Here is a 25,191-nt window from a genome sequence, read left to right as displayed (position 1 = left end):
TACCCGGACCCCTGTCACCCAACGCTGGGTTAATGCCACGTGGCAGTGTCGTGGCAGGTCAGCGGCTGGCTTACTTGCAGGTGTCGTCGGCGGCGTTCATGTGCTCCAGGTCGGAGGGCAGTGCGACCGGGGCCGCGCTGTGCGGCTGCCCCATCGGCACGGACGGCAGTTCGGTGCCGACCGGTGTCGCCGTGCGGACCGTGCCCGCGAAATCGGTGCCGACCACCACTTCGATGATGCTGCCCAGCTCGTTGGCCTGCTCCAGGACCGCGCCCGGGATCGCGCTCGCCACGGTGGCTGCCTCGGCTTCCAGACCCGCGGCGTAGCGGATCGTCGAGGTCGACGCGGTACCACCGGAGTAGTTGCCGGTGTTGTAGATCCCGAAGCCCTGGTAGCTGAGCTTGGAGGCGACCGTCTTGGCCGCGCCCACCGTGCCCGAACCGTTGGACACCAGCAGCGACATCGTGCTCGGGGCCACCGCGTACTGCTTGGGCGCGGCAGGGGCCGGCGACGGGGCCGAACTCTGTACCTCGGGGGCCTTGGTCTCACCGGGCAGCGGCTGGTCGTCGATGACGGCGCGGAAGATGGCCTTGATGTCGGATTCGCGCGGAATCTCGTTGCCGTAGGAGGTGGTGCCCGCCGTCGGGATGGTCAGGAACGTCACCGCGCCCGCGTCCATCTTCTGCAGGGAACGGCCGAGCAGCAGCAGGTCCTGGGGCGTCACCTTGTCGACGAAGGTATGGGCGGTGAACGCCTGGATGAACCCGTTGAGCTTGCCCGGATCGAAGAGCACCTTGCTCGACAACGCCCCACGTAACAGCGACGCGAGGAAGCGCTGCTGGCGGTTGATCCGGTCATAGTCGCTGCGTTCCTCACCGACCACGTGCCTGGCGCGCACATAGTTGAGCGCGGTCTCACCGTTGACCCGCTGCTTGCCCGAGGTCTCGAGCACCGGGCCGAGGACGCCGTCGATGATCGGCTTGGTCGAGCACACCTCGACGCCACCGATCTGATCGACCATGGCCTCGAAACCGGCGAAGTCGATGCCGATGAAGTGGCCGATGGTCAGGCCCGACATCTTGCGAATCACGTCGACCAGGCACTTGGGCCCGCCGCGGGCGTAGACGGCATTGAGCTTGTCGCTCATGGCCGACGGGAGTTTCTGGTCGGTATAGGTGGCCGTGTCGTTGTCCCACTCCGAGCACACCGGACGGGAGACGTCCAGGTCGCGCGGGAACGACACGACCACCACACGCGAACGGTTCTTCGGGATGTGCACCAGCATCGCCGTGTCGGCGCGGGCGCCCTCGGTGTCGGCGGCGGAGCCCGCGCCCATGTCGGCGTTGACGCCAGCTCTGGTGTCGGTGCCGACGATGAGGTAGTTCTCGTCGCCCAGCTGCATATCACCGTCGAGCACGTCGCCGGTGGCGCCGCCGCCGAGTGCGTCGACCTGGGTGAAGCTGCTGTTGGTGGCTTGGAGGTAGCTCCAGCCGCCGCCGGTGATCACCAGCGTGAGCACCGCGACGAACGTGAGCGTGACGCGCCCCGCCATCCGGGCCTGCTTGTTGCGGCGCTCTCCTGTGCCCGCACGGCCGTCCGGGCGACGTGGCGGTGCCGCGGACGCGGATTTGACCGGCCGGGCGCGCTCGGGCTCGGCGGCGGGGTTCACCGTGGGCAGGATGTCGGTGGGCGGATCGACCGGACCGCCCACCCGCCGGGCCGGGACGGCGGTGCGTACCGGCTCCTTCGACTGGGCGGGCAGCGCGGTGGTCGCGGTGCGGTCGGCGGGGGATTCGGCGCGATGGGGTGGATTGCCCGCGATGTCGTCGACGACGGGGGAGCCGTCGGTGCGGGGGGCGATGTCGGGACGTGGGGTGGGGCGCGGTGCCTGTTCGCGGGCGCGGCGGCCCGCGCGCGACGCGGGCTCGGCGCTCTCGGCGGGTGGAACGCGTCTGCCGCGCCTGGTGCGTTCGCTGTCGACCCGGTTCACCAGGTCGGCCACCGTCAGCGGCGCGGAACCGGCGTCCGGCGTCGCGTCGGCGTGACGCGAACGTCGCGAGCCGTTTTCCGGTTGCTCGGTGGGTTCGGCCGTCGGGTATCGCTCCCAGGGGGCGCGATTTCCAGGCCGGGGCGTACGCCCGCGCCGATCGTCACCCACCAACGAACCTCACTTCTCTATCTGGCGCAGCCTGCGCGTCACCGCCCGGCTCCGATTCGAACCAGAGTCGAACGATCCCGCAATGATAACGATTCCGCCACGAGAGGCCACTCCAGTGCACACGGGAATCGCTGACGATTTGATTGCGAAGCTCGAATCGCCGACGAAAAGCCCTGCTCGAGACAGTGTGTTCGGAGGAAACCGCAGCGGCTTACGAATTGATGTCGACCCGTTATCGGTGGCTGGTCAGCCGCCGCTGTGCATCACATCGGCCGCGGCCGGGACGGTGTCGTCCTCCGGGTCGTCGAGCCAGCCCTCCGGAAGCACCACCTTGGTCTGCGGCGAGCCCTGCCGTCCGCGCGGCCCGAGCGCGTCGGTGGGGAACGGCACGGCCGGGTCGAGCTGCCCGACCAGGTCCTCGATCTGCGACAGCTTCGACACGGTGGCGAAGCTGCGCCGCAGCTGCGAGCCGACCGGGAAACCCATCAGGTACCAGGCCATGTGCTTGCGGATATCGCGCATGGCCTTGTCCTCACCGTCGTGCTCGGTGAGCAGGGTGGCGTGGCGCACCAGGATCTCTCCGACGCGACCGAGCGTCGGCCCCTCCGGGATCGGTTCGCCGCGCAGGGCCGCGCTGAGTTCGGCGAACAGCCACGGCCGGCCGAGGCAGCCGCGACCGACGACCACGCCGTCGCAGCCGGTCTCGTCCATCATCCGCAGGGCGTCGTCGGCGGTGAAGATGTCGCCGTTGCCGAGAACCGGGATGGAGGTGACGGCTTCCTTGAGCCGGGCGATGGCCGACCAGTCGGCCGCGCCCGAGTAGAGCTGGGCCGCGGTGCGCGCGTGCAGCGCCACGGCGGCGGCGCCCTCGGCCTCGGCGATGCGGCCGGTGTCGAGGTAGGTGTGGTGGTCGTCGTCGATGCCGATGCGGAACTTGAAGGTCACCGGAACGCCGGCCGGTTCGGCCGCGGCCACCATCTCACGGACGATATTGGCGAACAGCCTGCGCTTGTACGGCAGCGCCGAACCGCCGCCGAGCTTGGTCACCTTGCGGACGGGGCAGCCCAGGTTGAGGTCGATGTGGTCGGCCCAGCCCTCGCCGACGATGATCCGCACGGCCTCGCCGAGCGTCTTGGGATCCACCCCGTAGAGCTGCATCGAGCGCGGATGTTCGTCGGCGTCGAACGACATCATGTGCAGCGTCTTCTCGTTGCGCTCGACCACCGCGCGGGCGGTGATCATCTCGCACACGTAGATCGAGGTCGCGCTACCGAACTCCCGGCACAGCCTGCGGAAGGCACGGTTGGTGATGCCCGCCATCGGCGCGAGCACAACCGGCGGATCGACCGGGTAGGGCCCGATCCGCAGCGCGGTGGGCGCCTGGGGCAGCGTGGTAGTCACGCACACGATTGTCTCATCCGCCCCGATGTGATCGATCTCGCGTCCTGCTGCTTATCCGCGGGTCATCGCCGCCACTGCGACCGAGATGACACCGTTTACCTGCTACGCCGTGTCCGGAACAGGTCCGCGACGTCAGTAGCCTTACTCTGCTGGCATCGTCGCCTCCGGCGGTGCGCTGTCCCCACGTAATCGGAGAAGACCCCCATGGAAGACGCCACCGACCTGACGAAAACCCCTGCCACGCCCGACAAGGGCACGGTCGCCGTGCGCGTCTCGTCGCTGGTGGGCGGTGCCGTGATCGCCGTCCTCGCGATTCTCGCGCTGGTGCTCGGCGTGCTGCTCGGCTCGGCCCGTTCCGAGATCTCCGACATGAAGGAGCAGGCCGCCGACGACGCGAAGGCCGAACAGATCGCCCTCGACTACTCGGTCGGCTCGGCGACCCTGAACTACCAGGACGTCGACGCCTGGGTCGCCAAGCTCAAGGCCGGAACGTCGCCCGAGCTGTCGAAGAAGTTCGATGCCACCGGCGCGAAGCTCGAGCAGATCATCATCCCGCTGAAGTGGACCTCCACCGCCACGCCGATCACCGCCAAGGTGCTCTCACACGAGGGCGAGGTCTACAAGGTCGCGGCGTTCGTGGACGTGAGCACCACCAACGCGCAGAACCCCGACGGCCTGCGCAACACGGTCACCTACAACATCACCGTCGACGCGGGCCAGGACTGGAAGATCACCGACGTCGGCAGCGCCGACGGCGCCCTCCCGATGAAATAGTTCGCGAACCTGGATCGCCGGACATCGGGAGACATCCACACAAAAAGCGCTGCGCACCTTGATGATCAAGGTGCGCAGCGCTTTGTTGAACCTAAACTGCGACCATTTCGCGGCGCTTGGCTTCGCGAGCGAGCATCTTGTCGCGCTGCTCCTCGAACTTCAGCACGTCCTGGCCCAGCTTGTCCAGGAAGCCCGCCAGCCGCTCACGGGTAGCCTCGCCACGCGCGGTGAAGTCGGTGCGGTCGAAGACGTTCCACTTCTTGAGCACCGGCTGCACGACCTCTTCGAGGTGCTGACGCAGGTCGTAGATGCCGTGCTTGGCCATCAGCACGCCGTTGCGACGGAAGTTCGGCATGCCCGCGCCGGGCATCTGGAAGTTCTCGACGATCATCGAGATGGCCTCGATGGTCTGGTCGGGGCTCAGGTCCATCGCCGCGCCGCAGAGGTTGCGGTAGAAGATCATGTGCAGGTTCTCGTCGGCGGCGACGCGCTGCAGCATGCGGTCGGCGATCGGGTCGTCACAGACCTTGCCGGTGTTGCGGTGGCTCACGCGGGTGGCCAGTTCCTGGAAGGTCACGTAGGCGACCGAGTGCAGGAAGCCCGCGTCGACCTCGGCGGGGGAGGCGAAGCCGTTGGTCATGTGGATCATCCGGGCCTCTTCGAGGGCGACCGGGTCCACGCCGCGGGTGACAACCAGGTAATCGCGCATCACGATGCCGTGCCGGTTCTCCTCGGCGGTCCAGCGACCCACCCAGGTGCCCCAGGCGCCGTCCTGGGAGAAGTTCTCGGCGATCTCACGGTGGTAGGACGGCAGATTGTCCTCGGTGAGCAGGTTGGTGATCATGGCCGCCTTGGCGACCTCGCTGAGCTTGGACTGCTCAGGATCCCAGTCGATGCCGCCCATGGCGGCGAAGTTGCGGCCCTCGTCCCACGGGACATAGTCGTGGGGGTGCCACTCCTTGGCCAGCGACATGTGCCGGTTGACGTTTTCCTCGGCAACCGGCTCCAACTCCGTGAGCAGTTCGAGTTGAGTCAGATCCCTTGCCATGTAAAAACCCTTCGCTGTCGTGCTTGCGGTCGAACGTCGCGATGCGGCCATACCTTACGGCACCGTAGGTGTGATGCGAAACGCAACAGAGCGGTTTTCCGACGATGTTGAGCAACGCCACAACTCGTCAGTAGATCCGATGGTGGTGCTGACGAGTCTAGGTGCTCGGCCCGCAGCATAGGGACTATCGCCGCGGGCCTCGCGACGTTAACTACAGGTAGATGAACATCTCAGCGCTTGCCGCCGAGCAGGCCGCCGAGCACGCTGCCCAGCGCACCTCCCGCGTTCTTCGACAGGGCGTCGCCGATCATGCCGCCGAGCCCGCCGGTGTTGCTGCTGCCGCCGAGCAGGCCGCCCAGCAGATCGCCGAGACCGCCGCCGGAGGCCTGCGTCTGCTGCGGTGCCGGTGCTGCGGCGCCGCCACCGCCGGTGAGCTGTTTGGCCAGATAGGCGAGCACGATCGGGGCGAGAATCGGCAGCAGCTTGCCGATGAGGTCGTTGCCGCCGGTTCCGCCGCCCGCGCCGAGCGCGCTGATGACGGTGTTCTTCTCGTCACCGAAGACGTTGTCGACGATCTTCTCGCCGTCGCCGACGTCCACCTGCTGCAGATTCACCGCGCCTTCGCCCTCGACGAGGCCGCCGTGGTTGTCGAGCGCGCCGAGCAGTGCGGCCGCGCCCTGCGGCTGGGCGGCGTTGGCCTGGAGGCCGCCGAGCAGCGTCGGCAGCGCGGCCTGCACGGCCGTGGTGGCGGTCGCCTGGTCGACGCCGAGCTGGTCGGCGATCTGGGCGATGGGTACTTGGGAGAGCAAATCGTCGAAGGAAGTCATCTCACTCCGCCTGAGGTAGTGGGCGCCCGGAAGCCCGGGTCGCGCTCAGGGTAGGTGAATCCGCGCACGAAACCCCTGGTTTCGGCGGCGTCTGCGGGTTGGCGCGTCGCCACGTGACGATGGTCACGGTAGTAGTCGTGGTGCCCCCTGTAGGACTCGAACCTACGACCTAGTGATTAAAAGTCACCAGCTCTACCAACTGAGCTAAAGGGGCGCGCAGCGGAGTCTAGCGGACGCTGTGCCGAAGGACCGAACAGTGGTCCCCGGGTCGAGTCGCGGGCGGCTGATCGCCGCTGGTGGCGGCCGGTAACAACGTGGACGTGGGCGACGATTCCCGGTAAACACCCGGTGCCCCAGCGGTGTTCGCGTTACGGGTTGCGTATGGTCATCGAATACTGTTGTATCGCAACATCTTTCGACAAGCAGGGGTGCAGCAGCGATGGAGAGGTCCAAGGTGGGCGCCGGTCTCGCGACCGTTCGGCGAACGTCGGCGGTGCCGGCGCGGTGGTCAACCGGGCTGCGCGCCTATGGAATTCGTACCCGAAGTAATCATTCCGGTTGCGCTTCGTTTGCTGGTTTGGATAACCGGATCGGATGTTCGGATGGGTACTCCAATCGCCGCGTGTCGACTCGCGAATACGGGTACGGTGATCGCCTGGTGAATTTCGAAACAATCACCGGTGCCGCGTTTTCCGTGGCTCCGGTGCAGGGTGTGGCGTTTCGGGAATTCACCGGCAGATCGCAGGCCGAGGTGATCGCGATGGGTGCGCGAACTCCGGCAAAGGGGTAGTCGTTACCGCAGGAGGAGGCGGTTCTCACTGGTGGCGGGGCCGCTGTGCGAGGCACCGCGGGTCTTTCATACCGAAAGTTTGAATTAAAACCACAATTCGCACCAACGGTCTGTATTCGACCGTCGGCGTCGAGAAGGTTCGGAGGCGTTTCGAGCATGGCACGGCAGCAAGAGCGGGCGCGCCGGACACGCGCGGCGATAATCAAGTCCGCGGCCGTCGAGTTCGGGAAGAGCGGATATGCCGCGGCATCGCTCAACCGCATTCTGGAAGGTTCGCGCGCCACCAAGGGCGCGATGTACTTCCACTTCGACTCCAAGGAAGACCTGGCGCGCGCGGTCCTCGAGACCGCGGTCGAGCGGTACCGGATCTGCGCGGAGCGCTGGCTCGCGCGCGCAGACCTGGGTCCGCTCGACGTGCTGCACGGCATGGTCGACGAGATCGCCCTTCGCCTGGAGCACGACACCATCGTGCAAGCCGAGTACCGCCTCGTGATCGAACCCGACTTCCATCGCGACACCGGCAACGGCGGCGGGCGCATCGTCGGCCGCGCCACCCGCGTGCTCGCGGTCCGCGCCATCGACGACGGCCAGCTGCGCGCCGACGCCGACCCCGACCGCTTCACCCGGACTCTGTCCGCGGCGCTGGCAGGCCAGCGCTATCTGGTCGACCCGATCTCCAACGGCTCCGCCGCCGACCTGCGCGCCCGCTTCGCCGAGGTGCTGGAGGTTATCGTGGAGGCGATGGCCACCCCGCTGTGGATCCAGAACTTCCGCACCGAGGGCTGGCGGGAGCAAGCACGCCTGGATGACCTCGGTTTGGGCGCCTGACCAGGCGATTTGGAACTCTGCGCACACCTGTCATAAGCTATGCGAGCTCCCAACGGAAACGTTGAAGCCGCCCCGGAGAGATTCGGAACGAGCCCCCTTCGTCTAGCGGCCTAGGACGCCGCCCTTTCAAGGCGGTAGCGCGGGTTCGAATCCCGTAGGGGGTACAGTCTTCGGACTGTGTCTAGCAGTACTGCAGAAGCATGGCCCTGTAGCGCAGTTGGTTAGCGCGCCGCCCTGTCACGGCGGAGGTCGCGGGTTCGAGTCCCGTCAGGGTCGCACGTAGTACCAGAGCAATCCGGTACTTCCGGCCAGGTAGCTCAGTTGGTACGAGCGACCGCCTGAAAAGCGGTAGGTCGCCGGTTCGATCCCGGCTCTGGCCACCTTCGATCCCCTCACCAGACAACTCGGTGAGGGGATTTTTTCGTTCGACCGCGCCGGTCGGTCAGTTCTTCAGCGGCATCCGCAGCGCGTTCGCCCAGAGCCGGGTCACCGTGAAGACGAGCTCCTCGATCGGGAGCGGCTTGCCGTCGAGGAGCCCGTCGCCGGTGACGAAATAGTTGAAGGCCAGCCTGCTGACCATCCCCGACAGAGCCCGTGAGGACAGCATCGGGTCCAGTTCGGGATCGGCGAGACCGCGCTGCTGGAGATCGGCGATGCTGCGGGCGTTGCGGCGGATGAACGCGTCGGCCCGTTCCTGGCGGAGCTTGCTGAACTCGGGATCGATATTGGCGACCTGTTCGAGCAGTCCCATCAACTTCGCATTGCGCTTGTAGGCCTCGAAGTACGCCAGATTGCTGGCCTCGATGATCGACACGGGATCGTCGTCACCCGTCACGTGCTCCATCCCGGGATGCATCATGTCTTCCTGGGCGTGCTCCAGGATCGCCGCGAAGATCTCCTCTTTCCCGGCGAAATAGGTGTAGAAGGTGCCCGAGGAGCATTTGGCCTCCTGGGTGATGTCCACGAGCCGGGCATCGAGATACCCCATGCGCTCGAACACCTTCCGTCCCGCGTCGATCAGCGCTGTCCTGGTTCGCAGCCCGCGCGGCGTGGCGGGCAGCTCGCGCAGCAGCGAGGTGCGCGCCATCGAGGGTGGCGCGCTGTCGCCTGCGGTCTCCGCACGTCGTTCCATGCCCTATTTATAGCCGGGGGTGGAAGACGAGCCTGCCGACGGTGTCGCCGTCGCCGAGGCGGCCGAGGCCGTCGGGGACGTCGCCGAGCGAAAGGCGTTCGCTGATCAGTGGTCTCACCTCACCCGCCGCGGCCAGCCGCGACAGCTCGGCGTGGCAGTCGGCGATCGCCTGCTGGTTGTACTGCTTGTAGAGCCCCCAGTGCAGGCCGATGATCGAGTAGTTCTTGATCAGCGCGTGGTTGAGCGCGGGCTGGGGGATCGTGCCGCCCGCGAAGCCGATCACCAGGATGCGACCCTCGAAGGCGATGCATTTGGTGGACTTGGCGTAGGCGTCGCCGCCGACCGGGTCGTAGATCACGTCGGCGCCACGGCCGCCGGTGAACTCCTTGACGATCGGCACGAAATCCTCTGTGCGCCGGTTGATCACGAGGTCGGCGCCGAGGCGGCGGCAGTAGTCGGCCTTGTCCGGCCCGCCGACGACACCGATCACCCGCGCGCCCGCCGCCTTGCCCAGCTGCACGGCGGAACTGCCCACGCCACCCGCGGCGGCGTGCACCAGCAGCGTCTCGCCGGGTTGCACCCGAGTGCGCCGGTGCAGGGCGAACCAGCTCGTCTGATAACCGATGACCAGTGCGGCGGCCTCGGCGTCGTCGAGGGAGTCCGGTGCGGGAAACGCGCTGTCGGCATCGAGCATGGCCAGCTCGGCGAACGCGCCACCGGGCAGGTTCGTGGTGCCGACGATCCGGTCACCGACCGCGAAATCGGCGCCGTCGCCGACCGCCACCACCTCACCGCACAGTTCGACGCCGGGCGTGAACGGCAGCGGCGGCTTGACCTGGTACTGCCCACGACACAGCAGCACGTCGGGGAAGTTGGCCGGCGCCGCGAGGACACGCACCAGCACCTGCCCCGGTCCGGCGACCGGATCGTCGATGTCGTTGAACTGCAGCACATCCCGTGGTTCGCCGAGTTCGGTTACCTGCCATGCTTTCATCGTCGATCAGTCCTTCGGTCCGTCGGCGACGAAGACGACCTGGCCGGCGACGGTCTCGATAGCCGTGCGTGTCATGTCTGCTCCTGTCCGGATGTGCTCGTGAGGTCGAGTGCCTTGTGCACGATCGCGTCGATGCGTTCGACGGTCGGGGTGCCCGCAGCGGCCCTGTTCTGCGGCGTGTCCCGCGCTCGGCGCAGCACGCCCTCGGCGATGACGGCGAGTTTCCACAGCCCGAAGGCGTGCCAGTAGCGCAGGGCGGCCGGGTCGCGCCCGGTCAGCGCGAGGTAGGCCGCCGACATCTGCGCGCGGTTCGGGAAACCGGGCAGCGCCGACGCGGGAAAGTCGCCGCCGGTGTTCTCGCCCGGTTCGGTCCAGTAGGCGAGCAGGCTGCCCATGTCGGCCAGCGGATCGCCGAGGGTGGACAGTTCCCAGTCCAGCGCGGCCACGACTTCGCCGGTGTCGTGGCTGGTGATCACGTTGCGCAGGTGGAAGTCGCCGTGCACGAGGGTCACCTCCCGCTGCTCCGGGATGTCGGCGGTCAGCCTGCGGGTGAGCTCGTCGAGCTCCGGCAGCTCCCGGGTCTTGGATTGCTCCCATTGCCCGCCCCACCGTTTGAGCTGGCGGGCGGCGTAGGGCTTGTGACTCGCCAGATCGGCGAGGCCGACGGCGGTCAGGTCGACCGCGTGGATCTTCGCCAGCGTGCGCGGCAGTGATTCGGCGATGGCCCGGCGACGCTGTGGGGCCAGCGATTCCACGATCGCCATGGTGTCGACCACCTGCCCGTCGACGAATTCCATCAGCACCATCGGTACCTCCGACACCGCCGGATCGTCGACGACACCGAGAATCCGCGGCGCCGGGACATCGGTGGATTCGAGCGCCGCCATGATCCTGGCCTCGCGCACCACATCGTGCGCGGAGGCGAGCAGGTGCCCCAGCGGCGGCCTGCGCAGCACCCATCGGCGGTCCGCGTCGTCGCGCACCAGGTAGGTCAGGTTCGATTGGCCCAGGCCGATCCGGTCGAAACGCAGTGGCGCGGTGTGCTCGACGCCGATCGCGGCGAACCATCGTCCGATGGCGACCGGGTCGACGCCGACCACCTCGTGCGCGTCAGGCACCGACCGAGGCTCCGCTGCGGAACGGGGCGACGTCGCCGAGCCGCTGGCCGCCGTCGATCACCATGGTTTCGCCGGTGATCCAGCTCGCCGCGTCGGAGACCAGGAAGGCCACCGCGGCGGCGACGTCGTCGGGCTCGCCGATCCGGTCCAGCGCGGTCGAGGCCGCGAGCTCCTGTTCCTGCTCCTGCCACAGCGCTTCGGCCAGCTTGGTCCGCACCACGCCCGGCGCGATCGCGTTGACGCGCACCTTCGGCGACAGTTCCATCGCCAACTGCTTGGTCAGGTGGATCAGCGCCGCCTTGGACGCGTTGTACAGCCCGATGTTCGGCTCGAGACTCAGGCCGCCGATCGAGGTGGTGTTGACCACGGCGCCGCCGTGCTCGCCCATCCACGCGCGGGTGACCAGCTGCGTCCACAGCACGGGAGCCCACAGATTCACGTCGAAGATCTTCGCGAAGCGGGCGTGATCCTGGTCGATCGTCGGGCCGAACGCCGGGTTGGTGCCCGCGTTGTTGACCAGGATGTCGACGCTGCCGAACCGTTCGATGGTCAGCTCGACGCAGCGCCGCGCGGCGTCTTCGTCCACGACGTGCGCGCCGACGCCGATCGCGGTGCCGCCGATCTGTGCCGCGGCCGCGTCAGCGGATTCCTGTGTGCGCGCGGTCAACACGACGTTCGCGCCCGCGGTGGCCAGCGACTGGGCGATCGCCAGTCCGATGCCCCGTGAGGCGCCGGTGACGATGGCGGTGCGGCCGGTGAGATCCAGTCCGGTCATATCAGTTGCTCTCCTTGTACTTGCGCAGTTCCTGCCGTGCGATGGCACGCTTGTGGACTTCGTCGGGGCCGTCGGCGAGCCGGAGAGTGCGCAGGTGCGCCCACGCGGCCGCGAGCGGGAAGTCGTCGGTGACACCGCCGGCGCCGTGTACCTGAATGGCTCGGTCGACGACCTTCAGCGCGATGTTCGGCGCGGCCACCTTGATGGCGGCGATCTCGGTGCGCGCGGCCTTGTTGCCGACGGTGTCCATCAGATGCGCGGCCTTGAGCGTGAGCAGCCGGATCATCTCGATCTCGATGCGCGACTCGGCGATCCAGTCCTGGATGTTGGCGTTGTCGGCGATGGGCGTGCCGAAGGTGACCCGCGCCTGCGCGCGCTTGCACATCATCTCCAGCGCGCGTTCGGCCATCCCGATGCTGCGCATGCAGTGGTGGATGCGGCCGGGTCCGAGCCGGGCCTGGCTGATCGCGAAACCCTCGCCCTCGCCTTTGAGCACGTCGGTGGCGGGCACGCGCACGTCGGCGAAGTCGATCTCGGCGTGGCCTTCGCGTTCCTGATAGCCGAAGACCGGCAGCCCGCGCAGGATCGTGACGCCCGGCGCGTCGATCGGGACCACCATCATGGTCTGCTGACGGTGCGGCGCCGCGGTGGGATCGGTCTTGCCCATCACGATCATCACTCGACAGTTCTTGTGCAAGGCGTTGGTGGCGAACCACTTTCGGCCGTTGAGCAGGTAGTCGCCGCCGTCGCGCACCATCGACAGTTCGATATTGGTGGCGTCGGAGCTGGCCACCCGCGGTTCGGTCATCGCGAACGCCGACGCCATGGTGCCGTCGAGCAGCGGCTTCAGGTACTTCTCTTTGTGCTCCTCGGTGCCGAACAGCTCGAGCACTTCCATATTGCCGGTGTCGGGGGCGTTGCAGTTGCAGGCCTCGGCGGCGAGGTGGCTGCGGCCCATGATCTCGGCCAGCGGCGCGTACTCGAGGTTGGTGAGGCCGGGGCCGCGCCCGGGGTGTGGGTGGAAGAGGTTCCACAGGCCGCGCCGCTTGGCCTCGGCTTTGAGCTCTTCGAGGACGGGCGGCTGGAAATGGGGGTCGCCGGATTCGCGCATCTGCGTCTCGTAGACGGCCTCGGCCGGGTAGACGTGCGCGTCCATGAAGTCGAGCAGGTCTTCGGAATACTTCTTCGCGCGATCGCTCAGATCGAACAGTGACATGGCTTTGTCTCTCGCTCAGTGGGTTTCGGCCAGCAGCGACGACTGGTAGCGACGCATGCCGCGCAGCCAGCGGTCGTAGTCGGCGCCTTTGTGGCGGTACATGTCCAGCACCTGTGGATGGGGCAGGATCAGGAATTCCTCGGCGGCGACGGCCGTGAGCACGATGTCGGCCACGTCGGCGGGTTCGAGGACATCGCCCGCCGAGACGACGGCGCGGGTCGCCGTGGCGCCGAGCTCCTCGCCCGAATTCTGGCCCTCGTACAGCAGTTTCGTGTTGACACCCATCGGGCACAGGCAACTGACGCGCACGCCCTGGTCGCCGTAGGTGACACTGAGCCACTCGGCGAACCCGACCGCGGCGTGCTTGCTCACCGAGTAGGTGGCCGAACCGATCTGGGTGAGCAGTCCGGCGGCCGACGCGGTGCTGACGAAATAGCCCGCACCGCGTTCGACCCACTCGGGCACCAGCAGCCGCGCGGCACGGATGTGGGCGCGCAGGTTCACGTCCAGCGAGCGGTCCCACTCGTCGTCGGTGACGTCGAGTCCGGCGGCGCCGACGATGCCCGCGTTGGCGAAGTACAGATCGACGGGCCCGAAGTGCTGCTGCGCCACCGCGATCAGACCGCGGATCTCCTCGGTGACAGCGGCGTCGGCGCCGACGCCGACGGTAGTGCCGGGGTGATCGGCGTTGATCCGCTCCGACACCGCCAGCGCGGCGGGCTCGTCGAGGTCGGCCACCACTACCTTCGCGCCCGCCGCGGCCAGTGCGGCGGCCAGCGCGGCGCCGATGCCCGCGCCGCCACCGGTCACGATGGCCACTTTGTCGGTAACTCTCATGAGAATCCTTCCGTTCGATCAGTGGCTGCTCGGTGAATCCGCAGTCCTGAATCTATTGAAAGTTGACGTCAACTTCAAGTCTGAGCGCATGCTCGGTGTGACCGGCTGGAAATATGCCGTAAATCACACAGAGAGCGAAGGGGGTATCAAGTGGCCGAGCTGTCCCACGACCCTCCGCGCGCCCGGCCGTCGACGAGGGTGGCGATCCAGGTGCGGGTGTCGGCGGGGTCGATCACATCGTCGAGTTCGAAACCCGTGGCAGCGGTGAGCGCCTTGCCCTGCTGGTAGGCCATGGCGAGCAATTGCTGGAACAGCGTCTCGCGCTCGTCCGGATCCGTAACGGCGGCGAGCTCTTTGCTGAAGCCGAGGCGAACGGCGCCCTCCAGGCCCATGGGCCCGATCTCGCCGGTGGGCCAGGCGACGGTGAACCGCGGCGCGTGGAAGTGGCCCGCCGCCATCGCCATCGCGCCGAGTCCGTAGCCCTTGCGCAGGATGATGGTGCCGAACGGCACGCTCAGTTGCGCGCCGAGTACGAACAGCTTGCTGAACCGGCGCACCGTCGCGGTTTTCTCAGCCTCCGGTCCGACCATGAAACCCGGTGTGTCACACAGGGAGACGACCGGCAGCCCGAACGACTGGCACAGCGTGAGGAACTCGCCCATCTTGTCGGCGGCCTCGGCATCGATCGCACCGCCCAGGTGGTGGCTGCTGTTGGCGATCAAGCCGAACGGTTCGCCGTGTACCCGCACCAGCGCGGTGACGACGCCGACCCCGTAGTCCGGCCGCAGCTCCAGCGCCGAGCCCACGTCGACGATCGCGTCGATGGCGCGGTGGATGTCGTAGGCGCGCAACCGGTTCTCCGGCACCACGTGCCGGGCCAGCCGTGGATCCGGTGCCTGGACATCGTCGACCCTGCCCTGGAAGTAGCCCAGGTACTGCTTGGCCAGTGCCACCGCGTGCGCCTCGTCGCGGGCGACCAGGTCGACGACACCGTTGCGTCGCTGCACCTCGACCGGGCCGATGTCCTCCGGGCGGCAGGCGCCGAGCCCGCCGCCCTCGATCATCGCCGGTCCGCCCATGCCGATATTGGCGTCCGGCGTCGCGATGATCACGTCGCAGACACCGGCCAGGGCGGCGTTGCCCGCGAAGCAGCGGCCGGACACGATCGTCACCAGCGGTACCTTGCCGCGTAGCGCGCCGAGCGCGCGGAAGGTCGTCACATCCAGGCCCATGCCGGTCCCGTCGGTGTCGCCCGGCCTGCCGCCGCCGCCCTCGGCGAACAGCACCACCGGAATCCGCTTGCGTTCGGCGAGTTCGAAGGCGCGGTCGGTCTTGGCGTGGTTGTTCTTGCCCTGGGTGCCGGCGAGCACGGTGTAGTCGTAGGAGACCACCACCGCCTCGGCGTTGCCGAAGCGGTCGGCGCCGATGGTCGCCAAGCCGGTGACCAGGCCGTCGGCGGGGGTGTTGGCGATCAGGTCCGCTTCGGCGCGTCTGCTGCGTTGCGCGGCGAACGCGAGCGCGCCGTATTCGACGAAACTGCCCTCGTCGACCAGGTCGGCGATGTTCTCCCTGGCCGTGCGGCGACCGAGCCGGTGCCGTTTGTCCACGGCCGCCGGGCGGGACTCGTCCAGCGTCACGAGGTGTCTGGCGCGGATCTCGTCGACATCGGCGCGAACGCGGTCGGGATCCAGCTCGGTGTGCGCGCCGCCGGACTCGTCCGCGCCGGTGCGGGTGATGATGACCAGCGGATCGCCCGGCGCGACGACCTGGCCGGGGCGGACCAGCACCCGGACGGTCCTGGCGGCATCGGGTGAGGCGGCCACGTGCTGCATCTTCATGGCCTCGAGCACGGCGAGCTGACCGCCCGCGCCGACGTCGGCACCCTCCTCGGTCACCTCGACCACCGTGCCCGCGAGCTGAGCGTGCACGGCCTCCTGCCCTGGATACAGCTCGATCGCGGTGATCGCGACCTCGGGCTGATCGGTCTGCGCCGCTGCCGCCAGTTCGGTCAGCCGCTCGGTGAGGAAGCCGGTGGTGGCGAGTCCTGACTGGAAGGTGCTGTCGGCGAGGATCTCGCGCAGGAACGAGATGTTCGTACCGATGCCGGTCACGGTGAACTCGGCGAGTGCTGTCGCGGCCTTGCGGGCGGCGGCGGGGAAGGACTGTCCGCGGGTGCGGGTGATCACCTTGGCCAGCAGCGAGTCGTAGCGCGGGCTCGGGGTCAGCCCGGAGCGGCCGAAGGTGTCGACCCGCACGCCGGGGCCGGTCGGCGGTGCGAAGGTGGTCAGGGTGCCCGCGGTCGGCACCGTCGAACCGTCGGCCGTCATCGTTTCCATGTTGACCCTGGCCTGGATCGCGATGCCGTCGGCGGCGGCCGGATCACCGGTGGATCCAGTTCCGGTGGAGACGATTCCGCTCGGCAACCCCAGTTCGCCGAAGGGCGTGCCCTGGGCGATCGCGAGCTGCACGGCGACCAGATCCACGCCGGTGACCTCCTCGGTCACGGTGTGCTCCACCTGGATTCGCGGATTCACCTCGAGGAAAGCGAATTCGCTGTCGGAGACCAGGAATTCGACGGTGGCCAGCCCGCGATAGTCGACGTGGGCGCACAGTCGGGCCGCCGCCGCGTGGAGTTCTCGGCGCTGGGTGTCCGAAAGTCCCTGCGCGGGCGCGATTTCGAGCAGCTTCTGATGCCTGCGCTGCACACTGCAATCGCGATCGCCCAGTGCCAGCGCTGTGCCGCCGGTGGCGACGACCTGGACTTCGATGTGCCGGGCGTTCTCGAACAGCGTCTCGGCGAAGACCGCCGGATTGCCGAAACCGAGCCGCGCTTCCGCGGCGCACTGCCGGTACGCGTCGTCGATCTCCTGCGCGCTCCGCACCACCCGCATGCCGCGGCCGCCACCACCGGCCAGCGCCTTGATCATGATCGCGCCGGGACGCGTGCCGAAGAACGCGTGAACCTGCTCGACGGTGGTCGGTCCCTCGGTCGCGGGCAAGACGGGGACGCCGGCGGCCACGGCGGTCGCGCGGGCCGAGGACTTGTCGCCGAACAGGTCGAGCACCGAGGGATCGGGGCCGACGAACGTGACGCCGTCGGCCGCGCACGCACGGGCGAACTCGGCGTTCTCGCTGAGGAATCCATAGCCGGGATGCAAGTAGTCGGCGCCGGATTCCTTGGCGGCGGCCAGGATCGCGGAGTGGTCGAGGTAGGGCGTCGCGCCGGTGCCCGCCAGCAGGATCGCCTCGCCCGCCGCGTGCACATCGGGATTGTCGGCGTCGTCCTCGGCGTACACCGCCACGGTGTCGATACCGAGCTCGGCGGCGGTGCGCAGGACGCGCAGGGCGATCTCGCCGCGGTTGGCGATGAGCAGCTTCACTGGATGTCCTCGGATTCGGTGGCGGTGCGGGTCGGGCCGGGGAAAGCGATCAGTCGTTCGGCGATGGCGATGTGGTCGGTGATGAACCACTCGCGCCGATCGCGGGATCGCTCCCCGCCCGGTGCTCGATCAGCGCCACCAGCGCGCCATCGGCGAACACGGACCTGCGCTGCCCTTGCGTGCCGATCCGGCCCGCGCCTCGCTTGTGGTTACCGTCACAAGTGTTATTGATGTTGACGTCAGTGTCAACATGCGATTCGCCGCCTGACCTGTTCGGTTACCGAAACCGATGCCCACCGGGTAATATCCCCCGACGTAACGATGCAAGGCCCTGTAGCGCAGTTGGTTAGCGCGCCGCCCTGTCACGGCGGAGGTCGCGGGTTCGAGTCCCGTCAGGGTCGCAACACGGCAAAGTCCCCCACACCGATCCCGGTGCGGGGGACTTTCGCGTTCGAGGACGTGGTCAGATGCGGTGGTCGATGCTGGTGATGCGGTGGCGGCCGGGGGCTACCTCGGTGGTGCGCATGACCTGGTCGATCTTCTCGGTGGTGGCGTCGCCCGGCCATTTCTGGTGGATGGTGACGTTCCAGAGGGTGGGGTCGGCGGCGTCGGCTTTGGTGATGTGGACGCAGTATTTGACGTCGAGGGGCAGCGAGCCGATGCCTTCGGCCAAGGCCGAGGCATTGCCCACATGCGCGTTGTCGGTGACGAACGAACGGGCCTTGGCGGCGTCGCGGTCGACGTAGTAGCTGTATTCGAAGCCGAGGATGGCGCCCTCGGGGCTGGCGGTGTCGCCGCGCTCGGCGCTGATGGTGATCGAGGGAGTGCGGAAGGACTCGCAGCCGGACAGAGCGTGGGCGGGGAGCGGGGGAACCACGGTGGACGTGGTCGCCCGCGAGCCAGGGACGGCGGCCTGGGTGGTGGTGCTCGTCTTGTCGGCGGGGCCGAGAAAGATGGTGGCGGCCACGCCGAGCACGACGACGAAGGCGAGCGCGCCGACCACACCCTTGATCGCGGCGGCGGCCTTCGCCCGGCCGCCGCTGTCGTCGTAGCGTTCGTCGTCGAAGTTCTTGCGGGGCCGCCGTGCGATCTGGCCGCCGCCGCCGAAGTCCTTGAGTCGCGGCAATACCGGCATCTCTACGTGGTCGCCGCTCTGTTCGGTGGCGGTGGCGGTGGCCCAGTCGTTCCAGTCGACATCGTCGCCGCGCTGTGTCTCGACCGGCGCGTCGCCGTCGTTCCAGTCGTTCCAGTCGCCGGTGAACCCGTCGTCGTCGGCGGGGTTTCGATATACCGGCTGGACGGGTGCGGGCTCGAACGGGTCGTTGCTGTCGAACGGTTCCGGGTCGGGTGGCGGCCAGGTCTCGGGGTTCGTGCCGATCGTCTGCGGCTCGGCCTCGCGTCGCCGCCTGCGGCGCCGTTTGCCCTGCGGGCGACGGCGACCGGGCGGCGTGGCATCCGGCGACGTGAAGTAGGCACCGAACGGATTCTCCATCCGGGGGTCCTACGCCGGCGCCGGGACGACTCCCGGTTGACCGTGTTTAGGTGCGGCGGAGGGCTTCTCGGTCTCCTGATCCTGCTGCGGACGGCTGCCGGGCGGAACCACCCCGCCTTGCATCGGCTGCTGGGCCGGCGCCGGTGTGCTCGGAGCCTGTTGGGGCTGTTCGGTTTTCGGCGTCTGGTTGGACTGGAACGGCGCGGACGGCGCGGGGGTATCCGGCTTCGCCGACGCGCCACTGTCGCTGTTCGCCCCGGCGCCGGTGTTGGCGCCACCGCCGGTGCTGGCGCCGCCACCCAATCCGCCGAACAAGGTGTTCGTGCCGGTGCCGCCGCCGTTGGTCGACGGCGAGGCGGGTGTGGTGCCCGCGGGGGAGGTGGAGGTGGTGCCCTCGGTACCGGTGGCATTCGCGGCGAGAGTGTCGATTCCGGTCGTCGCCAACTCGGAGCCCTTGTCGATCCCGTGCATCGCGACTTCGGCGATCTTGTCGATCAGATGCGTTCCGAAGGTGACACCGGCGTCGATCGCCGCGGTTCCCAAGGACACCCCACCGTCGATCAGGGCCTCTTGCAACGCGATCTGCGCCGCTGTCGCCGGATCGATGTTGTCGTCCTCGTCATCCCACGAGGAGTCGTCCCACGACGACGTATCGGATCCGCCGGTGCCGAGTACATAGACCCCGGGCGCCACCTCCGTCGCGCCGGTGGGCACGGTTACCCCGTTGGTCCCGCCGAGATCGCTGGTGAGCCCCTTGGTGTCCCGGGTGTACTGATCCATCTCGGTGCTGGCATTGCCCACCACCCCGACCGCTTCCGAAATGGCCTCCTCGGCCAGCTCGACGATGGCGTCCAGGTTGTTCTCGTTCACCGCGGGCGCGGCCTTCTTCGCCTTGGCCCGGAAGTCGGCGATGATCGCGTCGACCTTGGCGGCCGCGGTCGACTGTGTCGAATACGCCTGCCCGAGCAGCGAGCTCAAACTGGTCCCACGATCGGCCGCGGCCGAGACCTCGGTCGCGGTCTGCCGCAGCGCGGGCGTGGCCGGCGCCGCGGTCTCGGTCGACTCGAGCGCGTACAGCCCGAGCCGATGCGGGTCTTCGGTAGCCGTGGTCGCGGCGGACGCCGACGTCAGCGCGGCGACGACGGACGCGTCGGGATCGGCGGAAGTGTTGCTGCCCAGCGATCTCCGCAACTCGAGCAACGGCACTTCGAGCAGCGCGATCACCGGCTCGATCTTCGCCTCGGCCTCGGCGGGGGTGATCGTGCTGACCGTGGTCTCGGTGACCAGCGATTTGGAACGCATCACGCCACCTCTCCCTCGGCTGCCCGCAGATCGCCCGCCAGCCCGGAATCGATCCCGGTCACGCTGGCGCCGAAGCGATTCAAGATGTCCTGATAGGCGGTGACCAGGTTGCCCGCCGTGCTCAGTGTCGACGCGTGGTCGCCCGCGGCCTGTGTCCAGGCGGCGGCGAATTCACGCCCGAGCACGCCGAGCCCGGACAGGTCGACCCCGGCCGCGGTCGTCGTATCTGTGGCCGCTGTGCCAAGAAGTTCGGAAACCCGAGCTGCCGCACGCTGATAAGCGTCGAGCGCTGACGGGTCGAATGACATTTCTGCCACGATGTCTGCCCCTTCACGATCGCGGATCCCGGCACAGCCGGTGCTGAAAAGCGTAACCACCCAGCGCCGTTTGCGGGGGAGTCCAGTCCAGATGGCAGGATCGATCTCGAGACCGCGCAGGTCAAGGACTTTCCACACGATGTCCGGGTGGTGCTGGTGTGACTGACGGGTCGGCGATCGAAATATGACCGGCGAGTAGGGTCAGCCACGTCATGGATGAGTATCGACTGTTGGCCCTGCTCGGGTTCGCTCTGCTCGACGCGCTCGACGTGCTGCTGGTGGCGATCACCACGGCCGTGGTCGCCGACGCCAGGCTGACCCGGCGCTCGCCGATGACAGGTGTGCTCAGCTTCCTCGGCGGTGTTTTCGCGATCTCCGTGGTCTTCGGCGTGTGCACCGTACTCGGCATCGACTTCCTGGTCCGGCTCCTCGACTTCGAGCTGACCCCCACCCTGCGGTACTGGGGTGAGCTGGTGATCGGCCTGGTGCTGATCGCGGTCGCCGCGCTGCCGGTGGACACCACCGTGTCCACCGGTGGTCGCTGGGTCGAGCCGGTGCGCAAACACCCGTGGCTGATGGGCGTGATCGGCTTCACGCTGGGTCTGGCGAAGGTGCCGACCTCGGTGCCCTACCTCGCGGCCCTGGCACTGCTGTCCGCACAGCGCCCGCTTCCGGTGGTGTGGCCGGTGATCGTGGCCGGCTACTGCGCGATCGCCCTGATCCTGCCGCTGGTCGTGCTCGCGGTCGCCATGCGGCGGACACCGCGCGCGCGGCGGGTATACCGCCTGCTCGTGCGGGGCATCACCCGCTTCGGGCCGCCGGTCATCAGAGTGCTTTTCGTCGTGTTCGGCCTCGGATTGATCATCGACGCGCTGGTCCACGCGGGTCGGCTGTGGTGAGCGCCCGCACGGCCACTCAGGAAAGCGTCAGGACCATCGAGTACCGTCATAACGAATCGATGACATGCCCCGTGCCCGCATCCTGGGCCGCGGGGCTATCCAGGTGAGCAGGGAGGGCGACCCTTGAGGGTTACCGTTGTTGTGCCGACCTACAACGAGCGGGAAAATCTGCCGGTGGCGGTGGAGCGGCTGACGGCTCTGCCGGTGTCCGATCTGCACGTGCTGGTCGTAGATGACAATTCACCCGACGGCACGGGTGATGTCGCCGACAAACTGGCCGCTGAGCTGCCGAATGTGGTGAGCGTGCTGCACCGCACCGAGAAGGACGGCCTCGGCCGCGCCTACATCGCGGGCATCACCGCGGCGCTCGACGAGGGTGCCGACGTGGTGATCCAGATGGACGCCGATCTGTCGCACCCCGCCGAGGTGATCCCGTCGATGCTCGAGAAGCTGAGCTCCGACGATGTCGGCGTGGCGCTGGGGTCGCGCTACGTGCCCGGTGGTTCCACCGCCGCGGAGTGGAAGTGGTACCGCAAGGCCCTGTCGGCCTGGGCCAACTTCTACGTGAACCTGATCCTGCGCCTGGGCGTGAAGGACGCGACCGCCGGTTTCAAGGCGTGGAAGGCCGACACCCTGCGCGCGATCGACGTGGCGTCGATCCGCAGCAACGGCTATTCGTTCCAGGTCGAGATGAACTACCGCGCGATCAAGAAGGGCTACACGATCGCCGAGGTGCCGATCCGCTTCGAGGAGCGCACCGTCGGCGCGTCGAAGATGAGCCTGAAGGTGCAGCTCGAATCGGCGCTCATGCCGTGGAAGCTGCTGTTCGGTCGCTCGGTCTAGAACCCGGCACGCGAAAGGCCCCGCCGTTCCTCGGCGGGGCCTTCGCTGTGTGTTCGGGTCACTTCGCGGTGATGCCGCGACGCACACCTTCCAGCGCGATCACCATGACCGGCACCAGCACCACGTGCATCACCGACAGGGCGATGGTGGAGGCGGTGTCGAAGTCGGCGGCCACGGTCAGCCCGATGGTCGCGATCGACAGCACCGATCCGACCACGGCGGCGGTCCGCAGCACGCCGGTCCACACGTAGGACAGCAGCACGGCGACGGTCAGCCCGATCAGCACCGGCACCGCCGACATCATGATCACGCCGCCGGGTGCGGCATCGGTGACCTTGCCGTCGGCGATCGTGGTGAACGTCCCGCCCGCGGCGGCGCCGACGGCCCAGACGATCAGGTTCAGCACCACGGCGGTGGCAGCGGCGCCCAGCACGGCCACGGGCCGGTTCAGTGCGGGAACGGTGTAGGTGGCGGGGGCGGTGGTGGTGGTCATGATGTTCTCCCTCATTCGGTGGTGAGACCATCATCAAACCCAAACAATGGTTAAGGTCAAGTCCTTCTTCGGAATTCGGGTGCGGCGCCGATGAGATCCCGGTCATACGCCCTGATCCCGATATCTACGACACGTAGTCGTAGCATGGCTGCGTGCGTTCACCGACGGATCACACCGCGCGCTTACGCGGCGCCGCGGTGGGTGCCGCCTCCGGTGCGGTCGCCGTACTCGCGCACGGACTCGGGGGCGCTACCGCCCTTCCCGCCGGCTCGTCGATGGTCCTGCTGTTCGCCGCCTGCGCCCTGATCGGTGTCGTGGTCTCCGCGCTGCCACGCGGGCACAGTCCGGTTTCGACCATGGCGGTGCTGGCTGTCGGCCAGTGTGCCGGGCACACCGCGATGTCGCTGGGACATGTCCAGCACCATCCCCTTTCGGCCGCGATGGTGCTCGCGCACCTGGTCGCGATCCCGGTCGGCGCGATCGCGATTCGCGCCGCCGAAGTCGGCGTACGCCGGGCGATCACCAGCGTGCGTCAGCTGGTTCTCGTGGCGGCCGGGGTCGGGTGCCCTCCCGCGCGTCCGGTCCGGCTACCCGCCGCCGACGAGCGCGCGGTAGTCCGGCAACTCCTCCTGCGACCGGATATCGGGCTACGTGGTCCGCCCCGAAGGGGCGCGACCGCACTCACCCCCGTACCGGCGTAGCTCGACGCCGCTGAATTCCACCGTCCCGGTGGATGATTCGCTGTGCCGACAGACCGGTCCGGGGCCCACCTGACCCGATGATCGGAGTTCTCCATGTCCGCGTACACGCGTACCCACCTGCGTTCACCCCGCGCCGCCCGCCGTCTCGGCGCCGCGACCGCACTGTCTGTCCTCGCCTTCTTCGCCACCGCCTGCTCGGGTTCCGAACCCGCACCCGCTGCCCCCGCATCGGCGGGTGACCGGATCACGATGAGCGACCAGTGGATCAAGGCCGCCGACTCCGGCATGTCCGCCGCTTTCGGCAACCTGCGCAACACCGGGGACGCGCCGGTCACCCTGGTCGCCGCGACCAGCCCGTCCTCGGACCGGGTCGAGATCCACGAGGTCGTGCCCGACAGCACCGGGGCCAAGACCATGCGTCCCAAGGAAGGTGGCATCACCATCCCGGCGCACGGTGAAGTGACACTGAAGCCCGGCGCCGAGCATCTGATGTTCATGGACCTGAAGCAGCCATTGCGTACCGGTGCGCAAACCTCGCTGACCCTGACCTTCTCCGACGGCTCGAGCACCGTCATCAGCGCCCAGGTGCGCGATTTCGCCGGCGGCAAGGAGAATTACACGCCGGGCTCCGAGAACCCCACGCACGGTGGCTGATCCGCATGCCGGGCTCTCCCGCCGCCGGTTGCTCGGCGGGGGAGCGGCGGCAGCGGGTGTCGTCGGCGCGGCCGGAATCGGCTGGGGCGCGGCCGGTCTCCGGGATCGGGAACGAGAACCCGACGTCGGGCGCGAGGTTGTTCCGTTCTACGGCACGCACCAGGCCGGCATCGAGACGACGCCACCCGGTCACGTGGCTTTCGCCGGTTTCGACCTCGCGCCCGGGGTCGGACGCGAGGACGTCATCGGCCTGCTCCGGATCTGGACCGACGACGCAGCGCGGCTCACCCAGGGCGTTCCCGCGCTGGCCGACACCGAACCGGAACTCGCGGCCCGGCCTGCCGGGCTCACGGTCACGGTCGGTTTCGGTCCCGAGCTGTTCACCGTCACCGGTCTCACCGCACGACGACCGAGGTGGCTGCGGCAGCTGCCGCCGTTTCCCGTCGACCGGCTGGAGCCCGCCTACACCGGCGCGGACCTGGTACTCCAGGTCTGCGCTGGGGAAGCGACGACGGTCGCGCACGCGGTGCGGGTGCTGTCCAAGCATGTGAAGTCGCTGGTGACGGTGCGGTGGGTGCAGCGCGGCTTCCGGGACGCGCCACGCGGCCAGACCATGCGCAACCTCATGGGCCAGGTCGACGGCACCGTCAACATCGCCCCGCGCACGGTCGACTTCGATCGTCTGGTGTGGGACGACGGCGCGTCGACGCCGTGGCTGACGGGCGGCACCTCGCTGGTGCTGCGCCGGATCGCCATGGATCTGGACCGCTGGGACGAACTCGACGCCGACGGCCGGGAACTGACCGTCGGCAGGAAGGTCACCACCGGTGCGCCGCTCACCGGCACCGCCGAGAACGACGAACCCGATCTGGCGGCGGTAGACCGCAACGGCATCCCGGTGATCCCGCCGTCGTCGCATGTCGCCCGCGCCAGGCACACCCACGACGGTGAACGGTTCCTGCGGCGCGGTTTCAACTACGACGAGGCGCCCGCCCCGGGGCAGCTGTCGAATTCGGGACTGCTGTTCGTCGCCTATCAGCGCGACGTCGACGCCCAGTTTCTGCCTGTGCAGCAGCGGCTGGCGGAGTTCGACGCGCTGAACGAATGGACGACACCGGTGGGCTCGGCCGTCTTCGCGATCCCGCCCGGCGTCCCCGCTGCCGGGAACTACCTCGGACAGCAATTGTTCGAGAGCTGAGAGATTCCGGCCGG

Annotated in this window: 23 protein-coding genes and 5 tRNA genes; 12 read left to right on the top strand and 16 right to left on the bottom strand. The window is 68.2% G+C overall.

What is annotated here, in order from left to right:
* Positions 1-70: 70 nt before the first annotated feature.
* Together ACFULV_RS18025 and dusB are read right to left on the bottom strand one after the other, a co-directional pair.
* Entirely contained in the window at positions 71-2,158 is a 2,088-nt protein-coding gene (locus ACFULV_RS18025) for an LCP family protein (RefSeq protein WP_378631828.1), read from the bottom strand.
* A 246-nt stretch (positions 2,159-2,404) separates the two neighbouring features.
* Positions 2,405-3,559, bottom strand: coding sequence for a tRNA dihydrouridine synthase DusB (gene dusB / locus ACFULV_RS18020; protein ID WP_378658002.1), 1,155 nt, complete (start codon positions 3,557-3,559; stop codon positions 2,405-2,407).
* A 204-nt stretch (positions 3,560-3,763) separates the two neighbouring features.
* On the opposite strand from dusB, the gene ACFULV_RS18015 reads away from it, so the two are divergent.
* Positions 3,764-4,333, top strand: a complete 570-nt coding sequence (locus ACFULV_RS18015) for a hypothetical protein (protein WP_378657999.1) — start codon at positions 3,764-3,766, stop codon at positions 4,331-4,333.
* A 91-nt stretch (positions 4,334-4,424) separates the two neighbouring features.
* Here ACFULV_RS18015 and ACFULV_RS18010 read toward each other — a convergent pair whose 3' ends face one another.
* The 3 genes from ACFULV_RS18010 to ACFULV_RS18000 form a co-directional block, all read right to left on the bottom strand.
* A complete protein-coding gene (locus tag ACFULV_RS18010; RefSeq protein WP_378631836.1) occupies positions 4,425-5,381 on the bottom strand; it encodes an acyl-ACP desaturase in 957 nt (318 codons plus the stop codon).
* A 230-nt stretch (positions 5,382-5,611) separates the two neighbouring features.
* Complete coding sequence (locus ACFULV_RS18005) at positions 5,612-6,208, bottom strand: DUF937 domain-containing protein (protein WP_378657997.1); 597 nt, start codon at positions 6,206-6,208, stop codon at positions 5,612-5,614.
* 138 nt (positions 6,209-6,346) lie between these two features.
* Positions 6,347-6,422: transfer RNA gene (locus ACFULV_RS18000), tRNA-Lys, on the bottom strand.
* A 225-nt stretch (positions 6,423-6,647) separates the two neighbouring features.
* Here ACFULV_RS18000 and ACFULV_RS17995 point away from each other — a divergent pair.
* From ACFULV_RS17995 to ACFULV_RS17975, 5 genes are all read left to right on the top strand, one after another.
* The gene (locus ACFULV_RS17995) at positions 6,648-6,998 is read left to right on the top strand and encodes a hypothetical protein (protein ID WP_378657994.1); all 351 of its coding nucleotides are present in this window, start codon (positions 6,648-6,650) and stop codon (positions 6,996-6,998) included.
* A gap of 156 nt (positions 6,999-7,154) precedes the next feature.
* Positions 7,155-7,826 (top strand): TetR family transcriptional regulator, encoded by a 672-nt coding sequence (locus ACFULV_RS17990; protein WP_378657991.1) that lies wholly within the window; start codon positions 7,155-7,157, stop codon positions 7,824-7,826.
* Positions 7,827-7,917: 91 nt separating this feature from the next.
* A tRNA-Glu gene (locus ACFULV_RS17985) sits at positions 7,918-7,990 on the top strand.
* Positions 7,991-8,028: 38 nt separating this feature from the next.
* A tRNA-Asp gene (locus ACFULV_RS17980) sits at positions 8,029-8,102 on the top strand.
* Positions 8,103-8,132: 30 nt separating this feature from the next.
* Positions 8,133-8,206 (top strand) — tRNA-Phe (locus ACFULV_RS17975).
* Positions 8,207-8,268: 62 nt separating this feature from the next.
* Here ACFULV_RS17975 and ACFULV_RS17970 read toward each other — a convergent pair.
* From ACFULV_RS17970 to ACFULV_RS17940, 7 genes are all read right to left on the bottom strand, one after another.
* Complete coding sequence (locus ACFULV_RS17970) at positions 8,269-8,958, bottom strand: TetR/AcrR family transcriptional regulator (protein ID WP_378631844.1); 690 nt, start codon at positions 8,956-8,958, stop codon at positions 8,269-8,271.
* A gap of 7 nt (positions 8,959-8,965) precedes the next feature.
* Positions 8,966-9,952: an NADPH:quinone oxidoreductase family protein gene (locus tag ACFULV_RS17965; RefSeq protein WP_378657989.1), complete on the bottom strand. Its 987-nt coding sequence runs from the start codon at positions 9,950-9,952 to the stop codon at positions 8,966-8,968.
* Between the two features lie 71 nt (positions 9,953-10,023).
* Positions 10,024-11,070: a phosphotransferase family protein gene (locus ACFULV_RS17960; RefSeq protein ID WP_378657986.1), complete on the bottom strand. Its 1,047-nt coding sequence runs from the start codon at positions 11,068-11,070 to the stop codon at positions 10,024-10,026.
* A complete protein-coding gene (locus ACFULV_RS17955; RefSeq protein ID WP_378657984.1) occupies positions 11,063-11,845 on the bottom strand; it encodes an SDR family oxidoreductase in 783 nt (260 codons plus the stop codon). Before ACFULV_RS17955 ends, ACFULV_RS17960 begins: the two co-directional genes overlap by 8 nt.
* Position 11,846: 1 nt before the next feature.
* Positions 11,847-13,061, bottom strand: coding sequence for an acyl-CoA dehydrogenase family protein (locus tag ACFULV_RS17950; protein ID WP_378657981.1), 1,215 nt, complete (start codon positions 13,059-13,061; stop codon positions 11,847-11,849).
* A gap of 15 nt (positions 13,062-13,076) precedes the next feature.
* Positions 13,077-13,898, bottom strand: a complete 822-nt coding sequence (locus ACFULV_RS17945) for an SDR family oxidoreductase (protein WP_378657980.1) — start codon at positions 13,896-13,898, stop codon at positions 13,077-13,079.
* 146 nt (positions 13,899-14,044) lie between these two features.
* Positions 14,045-17,278 (bottom strand): carboxyl transferase domain-containing protein, encoded by a 3,234-nt coding sequence (locus ACFULV_RS17940; protein WP_378657977.1) that lies wholly within the window; start codon positions 17,276-17,278, stop codon positions 14,045-14,047.
* Between the two features lie 327 nt (positions 17,279-17,605).
* On the opposite strand from ACFULV_RS17940, the gene ACFULV_RS17935 reads away from it, so the two are divergent.
* Positions 17,606-17,679 (top strand) — tRNA-Asp (locus ACFULV_RS17935).
* Positions 17,680-17,741: 62 nt separating this feature from the next.
* On the opposite strand, the gene ACFULV_RS17930 is transcribed toward ACFULV_RS17935, so the two are convergent.
* The 3 genes from ACFULV_RS17930 to ACFULV_RS17920 are packed head-to-tail and all read right to left on the bottom strand — an operon-like array spanning position 17,742 to position 20,389.
* Positions 17,742-18,770, bottom strand: coding sequence for a hypothetical protein (locus tag ACFULV_RS17930; RefSeq protein ID WP_378657975.1), 1,029 nt, complete (start codon positions 18,768-18,770; stop codon positions 17,742-17,744).
* Positions 18,771-18,779: 9 nt separating this feature from the next.
* On the bottom strand, positions 18,780-20,072 hold the full coding sequence (locus ACFULV_RS17925) for a hypothetical protein (protein ID WP_378657973.1): 1,293 nt from the start codon (positions 20,070-20,072) through the stop codon (positions 18,780-18,782).
* Positions 20,072-20,389 (bottom strand): hypothetical protein, encoded by a 318-nt coding sequence (locus ACFULV_RS17920; protein WP_378631867.1) that lies wholly within the window; start codon positions 20,387-20,389, stop codon positions 20,072-20,074. The genes ACFULV_RS17925 and ACFULV_RS17920 overlap by 1 nt, the downstream gene beginning before the upstream one ends.
* A 212-nt stretch (positions 20,390-20,601) precedes the next feature.
* On the opposite strand from ACFULV_RS17920, the gene ACFULV_RS17915 reads away from it, so the two are divergent.
* Both ACFULV_RS17915 and ACFULV_RS17910 read left to right on the top strand, forming a co-directional pair.
* Positions 20,602-21,288, top strand: coding sequence for a GAP family protein (locus tag ACFULV_RS17915; protein ID WP_378657970.1), 687 nt, complete (start codon positions 20,602-20,604; stop codon positions 21,286-21,288).
* A 123-nt stretch (positions 21,289-21,411) separates the two neighbouring features.
* Complete coding sequence (locus tag ACFULV_RS17910; RefSeq protein ID WP_228536832.1) at positions 21,412-22,131, top strand: polyprenol monophosphomannose synthase; 720 nt, start codon at positions 21,412-21,414, stop codon at positions 22,129-22,131.
* A 58-nt stretch (positions 22,132-22,189) separates the two neighbouring features.
* On the opposite strand, the gene ACFULV_RS17905 is transcribed toward ACFULV_RS17910, so the two are convergent.
* Entirely contained in the window at positions 22,190-22,624 is a 435-nt protein-coding gene (locus ACFULV_RS17905) for a DUF6069 family protein (RefSeq protein ID WP_378631873.1), read from the bottom strand.
* A 152-nt stretch (positions 22,625-22,776) separates the two neighbouring features.
* Between ACFULV_RS17905 and ACFULV_RS17900 the strand changes: the two genes are divergently transcribed.
* The 3 genes from ACFULV_RS17900 (at position 22,777) to ACFULV_RS17890 (ending at position 25,177) form a co-directional block, all read left to right on the top strand.
* Positions 22,777-23,325, top strand: coding sequence for a hypothetical protein (locus ACFULV_RS17900; RefSeq protein ID WP_378657968.1), 549 nt, complete (start codon positions 22,777-22,779; stop codon positions 23,323-23,325).
* 93 nt (positions 23,326-23,418) lie between these two features.
* Positions 23,419-23,979, top strand: a complete 561-nt coding sequence (locus ACFULV_RS17895) for a copper chaperone PCu(A)C (RefSeq protein WP_378657965.1) — start codon at positions 23,419-23,421, stop codon at positions 23,977-23,979.
* Complete coding sequence (locus ACFULV_RS17890) at positions 23,972-25,177, top strand: Dyp-type peroxidase (protein WP_378657964.1); 1,206 nt, start codon at positions 23,972-23,974, stop codon at positions 25,175-25,177. The genes ACFULV_RS17895 and ACFULV_RS17890 overlap by 8 nt, the downstream gene beginning before the upstream one ends.
* Positions 25,178-25,191 lie beyond the last annotated feature (14 nt).

This window comes from Nocardia sp. NPDC057272 (assembly GCF_042668615.1).
Taxonomy (GTDB): Bacteria; Actinomycetota; Actinomycetes; order Mycobacteriales; family Mycobacteriaceae; genus Nocardia.
Note: the sequence above shows the minus strand (reverse complement) of the source record. Positions and strands in the feature narration are given on the sequence as shown.